The organism is Flavobacterium sp. (assembly GCF_031381455.1).
In the GTDB taxonomy this organism is placed as follows: Bacteria; Bacteroidota; Bacteroidia; order Flavobacteriales; family Flavobacteriaceae; genus Flavobacterium.
In genome coordinates this window covers 1-19007 of the sequence record NZ_JANMXZ010000013.1, presented here as the reverse complement: position 1 = coordinate 19007, position 19007 = coordinate 1, and the positions used below count along the sequence as shown (strand labels likewise).

General features: G+C 34.6%; 11 protein-coding genes. 10 read left to right on the top strand and 1 reads right to left on the bottom strand.

Annotated elements, in window-relative coordinates:
• Nucleotides 1-6 precede the first annotated feature (6 nt).
• From RMN97_RS03985 to RMN97_RS03940, 10 genes are all read left to right on the top strand, one after another.
• Entirely contained in the window at nt 7-2751 is a 2745-nt protein-coding gene (locus RMN97_RS03985; RefSeq protein ID WP_309613231.1) for a histidine kinase, read from the top strand.
• Between the two features lie 249 nt (nt 2752-3000).
• Nucleotides 3001-5982 (top strand): TonB-dependent receptor, encoded by a 2982-nt coding sequence (locus RMN97_RS03980; protein WP_309613230.1) that lies wholly within the window; start codon nt 3001-3003, stop codon nt 5980-5982.
• A gap of 12 nt (nt 5983-5994) precedes the next feature.
• Complete coding sequence (locus RMN97_RS03975; protein WP_309613229.1) at nt 5995-7452, top strand: RagB/SusD family nutrient uptake outer membrane protein; 1458 nt, start codon at nt 5995-5997, stop codon at nt 7450-7452.
• 48 nt (nt 7453-7500) lie between these two features.
• The gene (locus RMN97_RS03970) at nt 7501-8418 is read left to right on the top strand and encodes a LamG-like jellyroll fold domain-containing protein (RefSeq protein WP_309613228.1); all 918 of its coding nucleotides are present in this window, start codon (nt 7501-7503) and stop codon (nt 8416-8418) included.
• An 82-nt stretch (nt 8419-8500) separates the two neighbouring features.
• Nucleotides 8501-9862 (top strand): glucoamylase family protein, encoded by a 1362-nt coding sequence (locus RMN97_RS03965; RefSeq protein ID WP_309613227.1) that lies wholly within the window; start codon nt 8501-8503, stop codon nt 9860-9862.
• Nucleotides 9863-9878: 16 nt separating this feature from the next.
• Nucleotides 9879-10595, top strand: a complete 717-nt coding sequence (locus tag RMN97_RS03960) for a prolyl oligopeptidase family serine peptidase (RefSeq protein WP_309613226.1) — start codon at nt 9879-9881, stop codon at nt 10593-10595.
• Nucleotides 10595-12895, top strand: coding sequence for a beta-glucosidase BglX (gene bglX, locus RMN97_RS03955; RefSeq protein ID WP_309613225.1), 2301 nt, complete (start codon nt 10595-10597; stop codon nt 12893-12895). Before RMN97_RS03960 ends, bglX begins: the two co-directional genes overlap by 1 nt.
• 95 nt (nt 12896-12990) lie before the next feature.
• A complete protein-coding gene (locus tag RMN97_RS03950; RefSeq protein WP_309613224.1) occupies nt 12991-15090 on the top strand; it encodes a glycoside hydrolase family 97 protein in 2100 nt (699 codons plus the stop codon).
• 7 nt (nt 15091-15097) lie between these two features.
• Nucleotides 15098-16855, top strand: a complete 1758-nt coding sequence (locus RMN97_RS03945) for a family 43 glycosylhydrolase (protein WP_309613223.1) — start codon at nt 15098-15100, stop codon at nt 16853-16855.
• A 90-nt stretch (nt 16856-16945) separates the two neighbouring features.
• Nucleotides 16946-18382, top strand: coding sequence for an MFS transporter (locus tag RMN97_RS03940; RefSeq protein WP_309613222.1), 1437 nt, complete (start codon nt 16946-16948; stop codon nt 18380-18382).
• Nucleotides 18383-18446: 64 nt separating this feature from the next.
• Here RMN97_RS03940 and RMN97_RS03935 read toward each other — a convergent pair.
• Nucleotides 18447-19007, bottom strand: a 561-nt coding sequence (locus RMN97_RS03935; protein WP_309613221.1) for an inner membrane CreD family protein, incomplete at its 5' end; no start/stop codon positions are given.

Below are 19007 nucleotides of genomic sequence, written 5' to 3'. Positions count from 1 at the left end.
AATTTTGTGAAAAAGATATTTTTTTATTTTCTACTGCTACTATCCATTTGTAAAGTTCAATCTCAAGAACAGCTTCCCTTTGTAGAAAATTTCACGAAGTCAAATTATTTTGGGGACAACCAAGTTTGGAGTGTTGCGCAAGGAAGCGACAATGCACTTTATTATGCAAACAATCATTATTTTTTACGTTATAATGGCGTAAAATGGGAGAAATATGCTTTGCCCAATAAAACTATTCTGCGTTCCGTTTTTGTCGATGGTGATAAGGTTTATACAGGTTCTTATAATGAATTTGGTTATTGGAAAAGAATTTCCGGAAAAATGGAGTATACCTCATTAAGCAGAAACAAGAAACTTTTTACTGGCGCTTCAATCAATGAAGAGATTTGGAAAATTTTTAAGCATCAGAATAAAATTTATTTTCAATCGTTTAATGAACTTTTTGTTTATGCAGACAACAAAATTGTAAAAACCAGAATTCCGTTTCAGATTTCGTATTGTTTTGTTGTGAATGATACCATTTATCTAGCTTCAGTTACTAACGGAGTGTATTTGTTTGAGAATAAATCTTTTAAAAAGGTAACAAAATGGCAAGGATTGGAAAACAATATCATCCATGGGATTGCTACCAATAAAGGTCAAACCTATATTTTTACCCAACGAAATGGGGTTTTTGTAGAAGAAAACGGAAAGCTGATTCCGTGGAATAATTCCCTAAATTCGGTATTAAAGAAAGAAATCATCATCACGGCTAAGTTTATTGATGATTACAGATTGGCTATTGGAACCGCTTTTAAAGGCTTGTATATAGTCGATTTAAAATCTAATACGCATCAGAATATCAATAGAAACAATTCGCTAATAAACAATTCGGTGCTTTGCATTGGTTTTGACAAAGAAAATGATTTGTGGTTAGGATTAGACAATGGGATTTCTCATATCGAAATTAATTCGCCCTATACAATTTTCTCTGACAATACAGGTGTTTTAGGCTCTGTTTATACATTAGCAGCTATTAAAAACGGCTATTTGTTAGGTTCTAATCATGGTGTTTTTAAATATCAAAATAAAAATCTACAGTTGTTGCCAAACTCTCAAGGACAGGTTTGGGATATTCATAAGATTGGAGCAAAATATATTATTGGTCACAATGACGGAACATTTATTTATGAAAATGATGCGCTAAAAAAAGTAAATGGTATTAGTGGAGGATGGAAATTTCAGGAAAGTGATTATGATAATAAATATTTTCAAGCTAATTATTCCGGAATTATTATATACAATTCACCTATTGATTTTACGCAATATAAAATCGTTGATAATTTAACCAAACCCATTAAAAATATAGCGCAGAATAAACCAAAAGAACTCTGGGCAGTCGATAATTATAGAAGTTTGTATCGGATTACCTTTAATAATCTTTATGAAGTCGAAAAGGTTGAAAACATTACGCACCAAAACAAAATATGGAATGATTATGGGGTGAAAATTTTTAATTTTAAAAATGAAATTTTGTTCTTTATAGACAATGTTTGGTACAACTTTAATTCGATTTCCAATAAGCTGGAAAAGAATAAAATCTTCAATAAAAACTTTGCTACTATTTCGGAAATAATTCCGGTAAACAACTCTAATTTTATTGTATTAAAAGATAAATTATTATATGTTATTCATCAAATAGGTGACAACTATATTTGGGATTTAATTCCCGAAAAGTATTATGAAGGAAAGATAATTAATCAAGATACTAAAGTTTTTAGAGATGGCAACCAATTATTGATGAACCTCGACGATGGCTTCTTTTCTTTTCCACTTAAAAACTCTAAAACCAAAAGCCAAAAAATTGTTATTGAGGCATTTTATCAGGGTAAAATGATTGATGATAATACTTCTATACAATACAATCAATCTGTCGAAGTAGATGTCATTTCAGAATATTATGGCTACAATCGACTTGGATTGTTCTATAAGCTAAATGATTCCAGAACCTTTCTACCTGTAAAATCGGGAAATATAGTTTTAAATAATCTTTCAAGTGGCAGCCAAAGTTTAAAAGTATATTATAATAATGGTGAGCGTTTTATCCAGGTTGATGATTACCAATTTAATGTAGATAAACCCTGGTATTTCTCTTTGGTGATGATTTTTATTTATATACTGATAATTTCAGGTAGTTTTTATTTGTATTATAAATGGAACAAAATACGATATTTTGAAAAGTTAAAATTGAAAGAAGAAGAACTTAAGCATCAAAAGCAAATTCTGCAATTAGAACTCATTGCCGAAAACAAACTGAAGATGCAGGAATATGACAAACACATATTGGAAATGCAGGTGCAAACGAAAGCTTCAGAGGTAGCGGGTAAATCACTTTCGATTGCAAAACAGTCGGAAATGATTGACACCATTCAAAGTATTTTAGATAATGAAAGTGATATAAATCTACTTAAGAACAAAATCAAAAAGTCAATCAAGATTAATTCAATCAATAAAAATGAGTGGCAAAGCTTTGAGAAAAATCTAATGCAAAGCCATGAAGATTTTGTACATAAGCTTACACATAACTATTCTCAATTAACTTCAAAGGATATTAAGCTTTGCATCTATCTAAAAATGAATTTATCTTCTAAAGAAATTGCACCGTTGATGAATATTTCATTTAGAGGTGTAGAACTTCATCGCTACAGATTAAGAAAGAAATTAGAACTTAATCAGGATGTCAACCTCTCTAAATTTATGATAAACTTATAATTTTTGTTTATTTTTATCAATATTAGAATAATTCACCACTTTTTTTATCGTTTTGTAACTCATCACAACTACATCAAATATTTATTTATTAGATGTGTTTTTTGCAATGTAATTACAACTTAAATAACTGTTATATAAGAATTTAAAATAATATTAATTTGTTTTGATGTAATTTTGTTGTGATTATTATATAACAACTATAACGATGTAATTGACTAAATTAGCCTTATCAAACCAAAACATTATTTTATGAAAGGCACCTTTAGTTTTTTCTTATTCTTTTTAGTTACTTCAATCGCTAATTCACAAACAATAAGCGGAGTAGTAATTGATGACACAAATCAGCCTCTACCAGGTGTTAATATCATAGTACAAGCCTCAGGTAAATCAGCAGTGTCAGGCATAGATGGAAAATTCTCAATCGATGCAAATGTTGGGGATGTTATCAATTTTTCCTTTATAGGTTATGAAACTATTACTAAAAAAGGAGCTAATGAATCCATGACTGTTGTTCTGAAAACAGAGGCAAACAATTTAAATGAAGTTGTTGTTATTGGTTACGGAACAAAAAAGATGGGTTCTGTTACTGGATCAGTTGTACAAATAAAAGCAGCAGATATAATTAAAACAGCTGCTCAATCGCCAATACAGGCAATACAAGGTAAAGCTGCCGGTGTTAACATCGTAACAAACGATGAACCTGGAGCTAATCCTTCTATACGCATTAGAGGTTTGGGAACTATACTTGGAGGTCGTGATCCGTTATATGTTGTGGATGGAATTGAGACTAGCCTGAATGGATTAAGTCCAAACGAAATTGCAACAATTGATATTCTAAAAGATGCTTCATCATTAGCAATCTACGGTCAAAAAGGTGCAAATGGCGTTGTTATTATTACTACCAAAAAGGGAAAATTAGGGCAAATCAAAGTTTCTTATGATTCTTATTACGGCCAAAAATTTATTCAGAAAAATGTGGATATGGCAGATTCTTATCGTTTTGCCTATTACAATAATACTGCTGCAGGTTCCTCATCTTATTACAGTTTTGATCAGCCCTATAATACAAACTGGTTGGATGAAATAACGGATACTGGTGAAGTAATAAATAATCATATTTCTATTTCGGGTGCAAATGAAAATGCGAGTTATTATTTTGCCGCTACAAATTATAAGGAAAAGGGTATTTTAATGGGAACAGAATATGAAAGAAATAATATTAACTCCCGCAATGAATTTAAATTAATTGACAAAAAATTAAAAATTTCACAAAACATAAACTTAACAATTGCTCGAAACAACACAAAACCATTAAGTGCTTTTACGAATGCTTATAAGCAATCGCCTATTGTTCCGGTTAAGTTTGACAATGGAAGATGGGGAGTTCCGTTAAGAAATCCGACTACGGGTCTTATTGATATTAATGGTAGCGACCGTTTTAATAATGTTGGAAATCCGGTTGCACAATTGTATTACACAAATGACCAGAATAAAGATGTGACATTATTTGGTTCTATTTCAGCCGAACTAAAACTCTCCAAAGACTTTACTTACACCTCTAATTTTGGCGCTAGCTACAATAACTATAAAGGGTTTTCCTATATTCCAAACGATCAAATTTATCTTTCACAAAATGCAACCAGTAGCATCGAGGACTACGAAGCTTCATTTGGCACCAATGAAATTAAATACAATACACTGACCCAAAAAAGAAGCGATTATTACGAATTCAATTGGGATAACTATCTAACATTTAAAAGAACTTTTGGCAAGCACGATGTAACTGCTGTGGTGGGTATGTCAAGAACGACTAAAAAGGATTTTGAAAACTTAGAAGGAACACGATTTAACGTTCCGGCACAATCTAACTATTGGTCTTTTGATTTATCTTCTTTTAATACGCCTACTGCACCAGGCGCTGTTGTCACTAATCATCGCGATACACCTGTAGTGTCATTAGCCTATTTTGGAAGATTAGAATATGAATATAACGGAAAGTACTTGGTTTCAGCTACCATAAGAAGAGAAGGAACAAGTATATTCCAAGGAGGTAAAAATTGGGGAGTTTTCCCTTCTATATCCGCTGGTTGGTTGGTAAGTGAAGAAAAATTTATGGAGAACAATAAGTTCATAAACTTCTTAAAAGTACGTGGTGGTTATGGCGAAATCGGAAATGCAAATTCATTGAATTCTTTAAACGTTCCAATTTTTTCATCAGGAGCAAATTATGCTTTGGGGAGTACCCAAAATATTGCTCCCGGAAGTTACCAGCCTTATGCTGTCGATCCAAATTTAACATGGGAAACGATGCAGGAACTTGATTTTGGTATTGATTTTAAAGTTTTGAAAAATAGATTATCAGGAACAATTGATTTGTATGACCGAAAATCATTGGATGTAATTTTACCTGTTGATCTTCCGGATGTTATTTCAGAAGGACGAACCGTAGTAAATACAGGTGATGTAAGCAACAAAGGAGTTGAAGTTTCTTTGAGATGGGATACCAAAATAAATGACAACTGGAGCTATTGGGTAGGAGGAAATTACTCTTATAATAAAAACGAATTGGTAAAAGCCGACAACTCCTATTTCGCGACTCTAATTGGTGGCGGATTGGGTAATGGTCAATGGACAAAGCAAGTACTTGTTGGAGAAGCTTTAGGGAGTTTCTATGTGTATCAAGTTACCGGGAAAAATTCAGATGGTAACTTTACTTATAGCAACGAAAGAGTGGTAGCGGGTTCGTATTTGCCAACCTATACTTATGGTTTGAGTTTTGGAATAAACTATAAAAACTTTGATTTTTCAACCGATGCTTATGGTGTTGGAGGTAACAAAGTGTACAACGGAAAAAAAGCACAACGTTTTGGAGGTGAGAATATTGAATCCGATTACCTAGATAGTTTTTGGACACCATCAACACCAAACGGCGCAAATCCGGCACCGTTCAATGAAGTACCTATTGCATCAACTTATTATGTTGAAGATGGTTCTTATTTAAGAATAAATAATATTACCCTTGGATATACATTGCCAAAATTCTTTGATAAAATTGATAAGGTAAGAGTGTATGCCACCGCTATAAACCCATTTATGTTTACTAAATATTCAGGGTATTCGCCTGAAGTATCAGGCAGCAATAATGCGGATCCATTGGGTAGCGCGGGAATTGAATTGGATGCATATCCAACCAATAAAACATTTCTATTTGGTTTGAATGTAAGTTTTTAATAAAAGAGTAATATGAAAAATATAGTAAATAGTAAACTAATAGTTTTTTTATTTTTAACATTAACTCTCATCTCGTGTGAAGACGATTTGAATGTGGAACCCAATGACGTTCAAAATGTAGATGATTTTTTGAAAGATCCTAATAACGCAATCCAATTAGTTAACGGTGTTTATAGCAAACAGTTAGATTACAACATGTATTCCTTCTCATGGATTGGCATTACCAGCATAATCTCTGATGATGCTGATAAAGGATCAACACCTTCTGATAGCGGAGTTGATAAAGGCAAAATGGATAATCTGACATTTACATCAAGCAGTATTTCATTCAGTGATGTTTGGGAAGGCAGATATCAGTTAATAGGGAGAGCTAATACGGCACTTTTCTATTTGGAACAATTTGATATTGATGAAACTCAGAAAAACCGATTCATAGGAGAAGTAAAATTTTTGAGAGCCTTGTCTTATTTTGATTTAGTACGATGCTTTGGAGGTGTACCTTTAGTTACAACTAAAATTGACATTAATGATTCAGACGCCATTAATACTATTGTTTACACCCGAAAAACCAAGCAAGAAACGTATGCACAAATAGAGGAAGATTTATTAGATGCAATAGAGAGATTACCTCTTAAAAGTGTTTATGCAACCAATGATTTAGGCAGAGCAAGTAAAGGAGCAGCTCAGGCCCTTTTAGCAAAAGCCTATTTATATCAGGAAAAATGGCAACAAGCTTACGACGTGTCAGGATTAGTGATGTCATCAGGTCAATATGCATTGCTCCCAAATTATGCTGATGTATGGAGAGAAGTTGGTGAAAACAGTTCTGAATCCATCTACGAAGTGCAAGCCACACTAACAAAAGGACTTATTGATTATACCAATGTGCAAGGACCAAGAGGAACACCCGATTTAGGATGGGGGTTTAATACGCCGTCATTAACTTTAGTAAACTCCTATGAAGCGGGAGATCTTCGAAAAGCTGCAACGGTTATGTTTGTTCCCTCTGTATTATGGGACGGATTTATTGCACCACTAACATGGACAAATCCAAGATACAATTATAAAGCCTACCAAAGTACTGTAGCTGAATCATGGGATGGCAACAGAGGACAAACTGCCAAAAATCTGAGAATACTTAAATACAGCGACATTCTTTTGATTAGAGCAGAAGCAGCCTTCCATATTGGAATGACATCTGAAGCTGTTGACAGAATTTCAGAAATTAGAGTTCGGGCCGGATTGTCAGCTGTAACTTCGGTAACACTACAATCAATTCTTAAAGAACGAAGAGCCGAAATGGCAATGGAGCATGACCGCTGGTTTGATATTGTAAGAACAGGCCAAGGACCAACAGCTATGAGCCTTGATGGAAAAAGCTTTATAGTGGGAATACATGAATTATTTCCAATTCCACAAGACCAAATTATTGCAAGCGATAACCGTTTAACACAAAATCCAGGCTATTAATAGTAACATTAACATTTATATAAACTTAATAATTAAATATTTTAAATCATGAAAACAAACAAAATTTTAGTATCGGCATTTGCATTTTCTTTAGCATTTGCATCATTTACAAGCTGTAGTAGTGACTCAGGCAGTTCATTACCACCAATTGGAGGATATGATAATGCAGGCCAAGTTGGAGAAGCGGACTTAGTTGCCTATTGGCCTTTAAATGGGAATGGTAAAGAAAGTAAATCCAACACGTCACCAACTAGTACAGTTGGTGCAACTTATGAAGATGGAATTAAAGGGCAAGGTGCAAAACTCACGAATGGTTATATGAAATATCCTTCTATAGCAGCTTTGACTGGACCAATGAATGCATATACCATTAGCGCTTGGGCTAAACTTACAAACAACCAGACACCTACAACAGGTTCTGTTTCAGTACTTTTATCATTAACTCGTCCTGGCGAATGGGAAGGAAATTTAAACTTGTATGCTGAAACTGGACAACGACCAGCAGTAGAAGCAAGCGGAATGGTAAACGACTCTATTGTTTTTAAAAGCGGTTTTAGAACAGCAGCTTCTGATGGTCAAGCTTATGAAAACCTATTGCATTTAGAGCCTTGGATGATAGCTGACAATTTAGTTACACCTAACAAACATGTTGCTCGTCCGATTGCAGTTGCTAGAACATGGGCTCATGTTGTTGCTACATGGGATGGTACAACTAATAAATTTATTGTTTATATCAATGGAGTGAAATCTTCAAATCCAGCGTTTGAAGTTAGAGGCTCAAATACTTCAATTATTTTTGACACTCCTACATCACCTGTAATTGGAGGATTTGGAAACGTTGATACTACATCTGATACTTGGAATAAACCAATGACAGGTAGTGTAGACGAAATCAGAGTGTGGAAAAAAGCTTTATCAGCAGCAGATGTCAACTCATTATATGAGTTAGAATTAGTAGGAAGATAATATTTCCATTCTAAAAAAACCTAATAGGTAGACTAATCTATTAGGTTTTTTTATAAAATAAAAATAAATCAACACTCATATCATGAACACACTGCTTAGGTCATTAATAGTATTACAGTTTCTCTTGGTTTCTTGCTCGTGTTCGAATCAATCGAATGATGTTCCTTCAGAAGAGCAATTAACGGACGAGCAATTATTGGATTTAGTTCAAAAAGATGCGTTGAAATATTTTTGGGATTATGCAGAAACCAATTCAAAATTAGCCCGAGAAAGATATCATGTAAATGATATTAATACAGATGCTAATTTGGTCACTACTGGTGGATCAGGTTTTGGATTAATGACAATTTTAGTTGGAATTGAAAGAGGTTTTGTTCCAAGAGCAGAAGCCTTAACACGACTTAATACTGCACTAAGCTTTTTAGAAAATGCAGACCGTTTTCATGGGGCATGGTCTCATTGGATTAACGGTACTAATGGGTATGTAGTTCCATTTGGAGCAGATGATGATGGGGGAGATATAGTGGAAACTTCCTTTTTATGTCAAGGTTTAATTTGTGTCAGAGAGTATTTCAAAAATGGTACTGCCGAAGAACAAGCACTTGCCTTAAAAGCAGATAATCTTTGGAAAGGAGTAGAATGGAATTGGTACACCAAAGGAGAAAATGTCATGTATTGGCATTGGTCACCAAATTTCGCGTGGATAAAAAATTTCAAACTTGAAGGTTATAATGAATGTTTAATTACATACGTTATGGGAGCTTCATCGCCCACACACGCCATTCCTGTTGCTCCCTATACTGAAGGTTGGTCAAGAAACGGAAATATTGTTAGCGCTGCAACAAATTATGGATTTCCAAAAATCTTTAATTATAATGGTACTTCAGGCGTTGGCCCTATGTTTTGGGCACATTATTCCTATTTGGGGTTAGACCCAAGAGGTTTGTCTGACCAGTATGCAAATTATTGGACATTGACACAAAATCATGCTAAAATAATGAATGCTTATTGCCTCGCCAATCCATTAGCATGGAACGGTTATAACGAAAATTGCTGGGGTTTAACAGCTAGTTATTCCCGAAATAGTGATGGCTCAACAGGTTATACTGATCATAGACCTGGGAATGATAGAGGCGTAATTTCACCAACAGCAGCCTTGTCTGATTTTCCATATACGCCAACAGAATCAATGAAAGCTTTGCGTTTCTTTTACGAAAATTCAGAATGGAAAGACAGATTAATAGGAGTAGCCGGACCTTATGACGCCTTTTCCCCACATTATGATTGGGTTACACCAAGATATTTAGCTATCGATCAAGGTACAATCGTTCCCATGATAGAAAATTACAGAACTGGTTTGCTTTGGAATTTATTCATGCAGGCACCAGAAGTGCAAACCGGACTTCAAAATTTAGGATTTTCATCAACACAACACGGATTTTAAAAAGTATTTTTGAATTATGAAAATCAAAATTCTACTTATTATTTTTTTAATGAGCTTTCCTTGCATTGTTTTATCGCAAGACATTGAAGGAAGTTTTAGCACTGAGATTCATACACCATATACCTATAAATATTTACTCCATAAGCCACAAAATACTAAAGAAAAAAAACCATTAATTATTTTCCTTATTGGTGATGGAGAAAAAGGAACCGATGTTGAAAAAGTAAAAATTCACGGACCATTCAATTTTTTAAAATCTCACAAATTAGATGCTTATGTACTGGCGCCACAATGTCCGGAAAATGAATCCTTCAATTCAGAAACCTTGTACAGGTTAATTTTAAAAATTCAAAAAGAGAATACTATAGACAGTAATAAAATTTACCTCACCGGATTAAGTTCAGGTGGTTGGGCAACATGGAATCTGGCATTATTGCATCCAGAGTTATTTGCAGCAATAGTTCCCATTTCAAGTTATGTGGATTTGAATGAACAAGATTATGCTTGTAAATTAAAAGACATCCCTATTCGAATTTTTCATGGATTGCTCGATGATGTCGTAAATCCATATTATCCAATTAGTATGTATAAATTATTAAAAGCCTGCAATGCTACTAATGTGAAATTAACTATTTTTGATGAAGATAATCACGACTGTTGGACACGAGTTTACGACAACCAGGAAATTTATGATTGGATGTTCCAACAAGTTAAAAACGATACTATAAAATAATGAAAATAAAATTTGCCATACTAGTATTCACCTTTTTTGGAATGGTTTCTTCCTTTGCTCAAAAAAGTAAAAAAGTAATACCAATAGCTCCAAAAGAAATTTTTGTTTCCGATTTGCTGTCCAAAATGACCTTGGATGAAAAAATAGGGCAACTAAATTTACCAACATCCGGAGATATTACTACAGGTCAAGCCAACAGTTCTAACATCGCCAAAAAAATTGAAGAAGGAAAAGTAGGTGGCTTATTCAACATAAAATCAGTTCAAAAAATAAAAGAAGTTCAAAGAATTGCAGTAGAGAAAAGCCGTCTAAAAATTCCACTGCTTTTTGGTATGGATGTAATTCATGGATACGAAACTACATTCCCAATTCCGCTAGGTTTATCCTCTAGTTGGAATATGGATTTGATAAAACGAAGCGCACAAATAGCTGCACAGGAAGCTAGCGCAGATGGAATCAACTGGACATTTTCACCTATGGTTGATATTTCTCGTGAACCACGCTGGGGAAGAGTTTCCGAAGGTTCGGGTGAAGATCCCTATCTTGGAAGTCAAATTGCCAAAGCAATGGTTCATGGGTATCAAGGTGATGATTTATCAAAAAACAATACTATTTTATCTTGTGTAAAACATTTTGCTCTTTATGGTGCGCCAGAAGCAGGACGAGAATACAACACGGTTGACATGAGTAGAATTAAAATGTACAACGAATATTTTCCGCCCTATAAAGCTGCTGTCGAAGCCGGAGTAGGTTCGGTTATGGCCTCTTTCAATGAAATTGATGGAATTCCAGCTACATGTAATAAATGGTTGATGACTGATGTTTTAAGAAATCAATGGAATTTCAAAGGCTTTGTTGTTACCGATTACACAGCAATACCTGAAATGTCGGAACACGGTATAGGCGATTTGCAAACCGTTTCCGCATTAGCATTAAAAGCTGGTATTGAAATGGATATGGTTGGAGAAGGTTTTCTAACCACACTGAAAAAATCGCTTGAGGAAGGTAAAGTAACTTTGGCACAAATTGATAATGCTGTTCGATTAATTCTCAATGCAAAATACGATTTAGGGTTATTTCAAGATCCATATAAATATTGTGATTTAGAAAGAGCAAAAACAGAAATTTTTACTCAATCTAATAGAACAGAAGCTAGAAAAACAGCTCGAGAATCTATGGTTTTATTAAAAAATAAAAATCAACTTTTACCTTTAAAAAAATCTGGGACAATTGCTCTTATTGGACCATTGGCTGACGCCAAAGAAAATATGGCAGGAACTTGGAGTGTGGCAACTAAACAGGAAAATTCGGTTTCATTATTGGCAGGTATAAAAGCTGTGGTTGGGGTTTCTGCCAAAATAGTATATGCTAAAGGCAGCAATCTTGATGATGATGCAGCTCTTGAAGAAAGAGCTACTATGTTTGGTAAAACCCTGCATAGAGATAGCAGAACTAAAGAAGAATTGTTAAATGAAGCATTGATTATTGCTAATCAATCAGATGTTATTGTTGCTGCACTAGGTGAATCTGCCGAATTCAGTGGGGAATGTAGCAGCAGAACCAATCTTGAAATCCCGAAGGTTCAAAAGGAGTTACTGCAAGCTTTATTAAAAACAGGAAAGCCGGTTGTTTTGGTTTTATTTAATGGAAGACCATTAGTTTTAAATCAGGAAAATGAAACTGTACCAGCCATATTAGATGTATGGTTTGCAGGAAGTGAAGCAGGTTTGGCTATTGCCGATGTTTTGTTTGGAGATGAAAATCCATCAGGAAAATTAACTATAACTTTTCCAAGGAGTTTAGGGCAAGTACCCATTTATTATAATCATAAAAACACAGGAAGACCTTTAGATAATAAGGATGGCGTTTTTGAAAAATTCAAATCTAATTATATTGACGAAAGAAATGAACCGTTGTTTCCTTTCGGATACGGACTAAGTTATACCACTTTTGAGTATTCAAATTTGAAAATTTCATCAGCTAAAATTTCACTATCAGAAACTTTAAAAGTTACTGTTGATATTGCCAATACCGGAAATTTTGACGGAAAAGAAGTGGTGCAATTATACATTAGAGATTTGGTTGGTTCAGTTACAAGACCAGTTAGAGAATTAAAAGGCTTTCAAAAAATAACAATCAAAAAGGGAGAAAAGCAAACCGTAACATTTCAAATTACAGCAGAAGATTTAAAATTCTATAATGCAGATTTACAATTTGTTGCAGAACCAGGTGAATTTGAAATATTTGTTGGAAGCAATTCCAACGCTGAGTTAAAAACTTTGTTTGAGTTAGGTCAATAAGTTTTTTTATGCACTTTGAGAAAAACTCTTTAGTCATTGCTAGAGGTTTTTTTTAATATTAAACGTTCTTTTTATCTTTATAAAAAATATCGTCTATGAAAAAATATATTGCTATTTCATTTTTGTTGTTAGTGTTTTTTAGCAATGCACAAACCGTTCAGTCTCCATCAAAACAAATTACACTCGATTTTAAATTAATCGAAAATGGAAAACCAACGTATTCGGCAACCTATAAAAATAAGCCAGTAATTGCTACAAGCAGATTAGGCATAAAACTAAAAGAAGGTGGCGACTTAATGGATGGTTTTAGTATCGATAGCGTTGGCCAATGGACTATTAACGAAACTTGGAAGCCAGTTCTGGGAGAACAAACCAACATCAAAAATAACTACAACGAACTCACTATTGCGCTTTCGCAAAAAGCAACTGGAAGAAAAATCAATATTACTTTCAAAGCTTTTGATGAAGGTGTGGCTTTTCGTTATGAATTTCCAAAACAAAAAAACTTAAACTATTTTATTATTTCAGATGAAAAATCAGAATTTAATTTAACCGGTAATCACAAAACGTTTTGGCTTCCTGGCGATTTTGATAGCCAAGAATATGCGTATACCGAATCAAAACTTTCTGAAGTAAGCACAGATAATATCGATAAAAATAATGGTATTAATTTAAAAAGCATAGCCGGAAAATACGTCATTCAATCACCATTGATGATGAAATCAGCCGACGGTTTGTACATCAATATTTTTGAAGCAGCTGTGATTAATTACCCTGTTATGCACTTAGATTTGGTTCCAAACGAGTTTAAACTAACATCACATTTAGTTCCAAATGCTATTGGATATAAAGCCTATTTGCAAACACCTTGTGTTTCGCCTTGGAGAACGATAATGGTAAGCAATGATGCTCGAGATATCGTTGGTTCCAAAATAATTTTAAACTTAAATGAACCATCCAAAATCGAAGATGCTTCTTGGATAAAACCAATGAAATATGTTGGTGTTTGGTGGGAAATGCATGTTGGAAAATCTACTTGGGACTTTGCCGGTTCACAAAATGCACAAAACGCTGCTGATGGAAAATTAATCCCAACAGGAAAGCACGGAGCCACGACTGAAAACACAAAACATTATATTGATTTTGCGGCCAAAAACGGATTTGATGGCGTATTGGTTGAAGGATGGAATGTAGGTTGGGAAGATTGGTTTGGAAACTGGAAAGAAAATGTATTCGATTTTACAACACCTTATCCCGATTTTGATTTGAAAGCCGTTAATGATTATGCCAAATCTAAAGGAATCAAAATGATTATGCATCACGAAACTTCGGGTTCGGTGGCTAATTATGAAAGACATTTAGACAGAGCGATGGATTTGATGAAAAAGTATGGTTATCCTGCTGTGAAGTCAGGTTATGTGGGCAGAATTATTCCGCGTGGCGAATTTCACGATGGTCAAACAATGGTGAATCATTTTAATTATGTGGCGCAACGAATGGCAGAAAATAAACTGATGGTGAACTCGCACGAAAGTTCAAGACCAACAGGTTACAGCAGAACGTATCCAAACTATATAGCGGCAGAAGCGGCAAGAGGCAATGAGTTCAATGCATGGAGTAATGGAAATCCACCAATGCATGAAACCATTTTACCTTTTACAAGATTGTTAGGTGGACCGATGGATTACACACCGGGAATTTTTGAAATCAAAATGAGTTTTTATGACAAAACCAAAACAGCTCAGGTGCATACTACTTTGGCAAAACAATTAGCCTTATATGTAACGATGTATTCTCCGTTGCAAATGGCTGCTGATTTACCCGAAAATTATGAAAAATATGCAGACGCGTTTCAGTTTATAAAAGAGGTAGCTGTTGATTGGCAGGATTCAAAATATTTAGAAGCTGAACCAGGTGATTATTTGACCGTTGCTCGTAAAGATAAAAATTCAGAAAAGTGGTTTTTGGGAGCGATTACTGATGAAAATCCAAGAAATACCGAAATCAAACTTGATTTTCTTTCACCAAATAAAAAATACAAAGCCATCATTTATCAAGATGGTAAAGCAGCGCATTGGGAGAAGAATCCAATCAATTATGAAATTAAAACTCTGACTGTAACTTCTAAAAGCAAACTGAAATTGGTTTTAGCTGGTGGTGGTGGTGCTGCCGTTAGTTTGGAACCAGTCAACTAAAATTTAAATGAAAAAAAGTATTGCTTTAATGTTTTTGGTATTGATTGTGGAAAGTAGTTTTTCGCAGCAAAAAACGTATTGCAATCCGATTAACATAGATTATGGATATTGTCCGATTCCTGATTTTGTAAAACAAGGAAAACATAGGGCTACAGCCGATCCGGTCATTACTTTTTTCAAAGGAGAATATTATCTTTTTGCTACTAATCAATGGGGTTATTGGCATAGTAAAGACATGTTGAATTGGAAGTTTATTTCAAGAAAATTTTTAAAGCCAGAGAATAAAGTTTGGGATGAATTATGTGCGCCTTCTTTGTCTTTTGTCAATGACACTCTGATGGTAATTGGCTCAACACATACCAAAGAATTTGCTTTATGGATGAGTAAAAATCCCGAAAAAGATTCTTGGAAAAAATTGGTTGATAATCATCAAACCGGAGCTTGGGATCCCCAAATTTTTTGGGACAAAGACAAAGATGAACTTTATGAATATCATGGTTCGAGTAATTTGTATCCTTTGTATGGCGTAAAACTTAACAGAAAAACATTCCAACCCGAAGGCGAAGTCATTCCGGTTTTAGCTTTGAATGATGATGTACACGGTTGGGAACGTTTTGGTGAACACAACGATAATACCTTTTTGCAACCCTTTACCGAAGGTGCTTTTATGACCAAGTATAACAATAAGTATTATCTCCAATATGGCGCACCAGGAACGGAGTTTAGCGGTTATGCTGATGGCGTTTATGTTGGCAACAATCCACTCGGGCCATTTGAATACCAATCCCACAATCCGTTTTCTTATAAGCCAGGAGGTTTTGCACGCGGTGCCGGACATGGAGCAACTTTTCAGGATGCCAATAATCAATACTGGCATGTTTCCACGATTGGTATTTGTGTAAAAAATAATTTTGAACGACGCATCGGAATTTGGCCAGCGGGTTTTGACAATGATGGTGTTTTGTATTCTAATACAGCGTATGGCGATTATCCGACGTATTTGCCTTCGCAAAATAAAAACCATTTGGATTCCAATTTTTCAGGTTGGATGTTATTAAACTATAACAAACCGGTGCAAGTTTCATCAACACTTGGAGGATTTCAAGCTAATCTTTCCGTAGATGAAGATATCAAAACGTATTGGAGTGCCAAAACGGCAAACAAAGGAGAATATTTCATTTCTGATTTAGGAGAAGTAAGCACTATCAATGCCATCCAAATTAACTATGCCGATCAAGATGCTGAATTGATGGGGAAACCGGAAACGACTACTGGACACAAGTACATTATCTATTCTTCTGACGATGGAAAAAAATGGAAGTTTTTAGTAGATAAAAGTAAAAACACAATTGATGTTCCTCATGATTATGTAGAACTTCAAACCCCATCAACTGCACGTTTTCTTAAATTGGAGAATATTCAAATGCCAACGGGGAAATTCGCGTTAAGCGGTTTTAGGGTTTTTGGAAAAGGAGCAGGAGAGAATCCCGCTGCGGTTCAGAATTTTGTTCCGTTGCGTTCAGGTCCAAAGGTTAAAGGAGAACGTAGAAATGTTTGGTTCAAATGGCAACAAGAGCCAAATGCTGATGGGTATGTGGTTTATTTTGGAAAAACAGCAGACAAATTATACGGTTCGATTATGGTTTATGGAAAATCAGAATATTACTTTAACGGATTAGATAAATCGGATGCGTATTATTTTCAAATAGAAGCTTTTAATAATAATGGAATAGGACCAAAAAGTGAAATTAAAAAAGCAGAATAAAAATGAAAATAAAGTTATAAGTTACAATTCAATTAACGACTTTTATAAATTAATTTAAACAATAATAATTAACCAACACCAAACCAACTTATGAGTACATCAACCGCAAAAACCAATTGGGCGCAATTTATTCCCTTAGTAACCGTTTTCTTCTTTTGGGGATTTGTTGCCGCCAGTAATGACATTTTAATTCCAGTTTTTAGAAAAGCATTTGATTTAACCCAAGGACAAAGTCAGTTGGTCTCAGTTGCTTTCTACGTTGCTTATACAGTAGGTTCAATCATTTATATGATTATTTCCTATTTGACAAAAGGAGATTTAATCAATAGAATTGGGTATAAAAATTCGTTAGCCTTAGGATTAGTGATTTCGGCTTTAGGTACACTATTGTTTTATCCTGCAGCGAATATGCATTCATTTCCTTTAATGCTTTCTGGATTATTCACGGTGGCTTTGGGATTCTCTTTGCAACAAACGGTAGCCAACCCATTAGCTATTGCATTGGGACCAATAACAACAGGTTCTCAACGATTAACATTAGCCGGAGGAATCAACAATTTAGGAACTACCATTGGGCCGCTAATTGTGAGTTTTGCCATTTTTGGAGCCGCAACTTCTACGAATACCGAAATGAGTATTGAAAGTGTAAAAACGCCATATTTAGTTTTAGGAGCCGCTTTTTTAATAGTAGCTGTTATGCTTAAAATGTCTTCAATTCCGGATAAACCAGCAGCTGTAGTTGAAGCTGAAGGCGATTCTAATGCAAGCCGCAGTTCAGCATTAAAATATCCTCAATTGATTTTAGGAATGATTGGAATCTTTGTTTATGTTGGGGTAGAAGTTTCTACAGCAAGTAACTTACCGGCATATATGGAAGGTAATTTAGGATTTCAAACCAAAGATATTGCACCATTTATCTCTTTATATTGGGCGAGTTTAATGATTGGTCGATGGACTGGTGCGGTTGAAGCTTTTACAGATAATATGAATACACAAAAGTACTTACGCTTTTTGGCACCTTATTTAGCTTTTGGAGTTTTCCTTGCGGTGAATAAATTCATGGATCACGATTTGTCGCACTTTTATATTTATGCTGTAATCATTTTAGTTTTGATAGCTGCTGATATGGCTAGCAAAGGAAATCCGGCTCGAATGTTATTGATATTCTCCATTTTAGGAATCGTCGCTTTATTAGTTGGAATGGCAACAACTGGAATGACGAGCGTTTATGCCTTTACTTCGGTTGGATTATTCTGTAGTACACTTTGGCCGTGTATCTTTACTTTAGCAATAAGCGGATTAGGGAAACACACCAGTCAAGGAAGCAGCTTCTTAATTATGATGATTATGGGTGGCGGATTTGTGAGTTTGTTGCAAGGTTATGTTGCCGATGTGGTAAGTATTCATTCTAGTTATATCGTTGGTGTTTTGTGCTTTGCTTATTTAGCTTTCTATGCATGGAAAGTAACCGGTATTTTAAAAGAACAAGGAATCGACTTTGATAAAAAAATAAGTGGCGGACATTAATAGTGTTTGCAGTTAAAATAAAAACTCCGAAAGATGATTATGCTTTCGGAGTTTTTTTATGGATTTATTTTCCCCAATCAATTTTTCTGGAGAAATACATTACCGCAGCGAGAATTAGGAACAAACCGATACTACCCACCAATAGCGCATAATCTTCCAGTTGGATAATCACAAAGATGAAAGTATACAACACCGAAAGTGAGATTCCGATGAATATTGGGAATTTTCTATTCTTTAAAATGGAAATGGAATACAGCGTAATCAACGCTACAACTGCTGTTCCTGCAATGGCATAAGCTAAAGTGAAACTACTATGTTCTGTAATGGAAATCAACAACGTATAGAACATGATAAGCGCAATACCAATCATAGAATATTGGAAAATATGAATGTTGATTTTGCTAATGGATTGAATCAGAAAGAAGATTAAAAACGTTAAGCCAATTACCAGAAAACCATACTTGGACGCGCGTTCGTTTTGTTGGTACTCATCCACGGTTTCAATTAGTTTTACGCCAAAGGAGTATTCGTTTAGATTAGGTATTTTAGTACTATATTGTTGGGAGAAGGAGCGATTAATGTCCAATATTTTCCAATCGGCGTGAAACCCTTTTTTATCTACTTT

What these genes read in the sequence shown, in the direction of transcription:
- RMN97_RS03980 (WP_309613230.1), top strand. Translation starts at nt 3,001, where the DNA reads ATGAAAGGCACCTTTAGTTTTTTCTTATTCTTTTTAGTTACTTCAATC.
- RMN97_RS03975 (WP_309613229.1), top strand. Translation starts at nt 5,995, where the DNA reads ATGAAAAATATAGTAAATAGTAAACTAATAGTTTTTTTATTTTTAACA.
- RMN97_RS03970 (WP_309613228.1), top strand. Translation starts at nt 7,501, where the DNA reads ATGAAAACAAACAAAATTTTAGTATCGGCATTTGCATTTTCTTTAGCA.
- RMN97_RS03965 (WP_309613227.1), top strand. Translation starts at nt 8,501, where the DNA reads ATGAACACACTGCTTAGGTCATTAATAGTATTACAGTTTCTCTTGGTT.
- RMN97_RS03960 (WP_309613226.1), top strand. Translation starts at nt 9,879, where the DNA reads ATGAAAATCAAAATTCTACTTATTATTTTTTTAATGAGCTTTCCTTGC.
- bglX (WP_309613225.1), top strand. Translation starts at nt 10,595, where the DNA reads ATGAAAATAAAATTTGCCATACTAGTATTCACCTTTTTTGGAATGGTT.
- RMN97_RS03950 (WP_309613224.1), top strand. Translation starts at nt 12,991, where the DNA reads ATGAAAAAATATATTGCTATTTCATTTTTGTTGTTAGTGTTTTTTAGC.
- RMN97_RS03945 (WP_309613223.1), top strand. Translation starts at nt 15,098, where the DNA reads ATGAAAAAAAGTATTGCTTTAATGTTTTTGGTATTGATTGTGGAAAGT.
- RMN97_RS03940 (WP_309613222.1), top strand. Translation starts at nt 16,946, where the DNA reads ATGAGTACATCAACCGCAAAAACCAATTGGGCGCAATTTATTCCCTTA.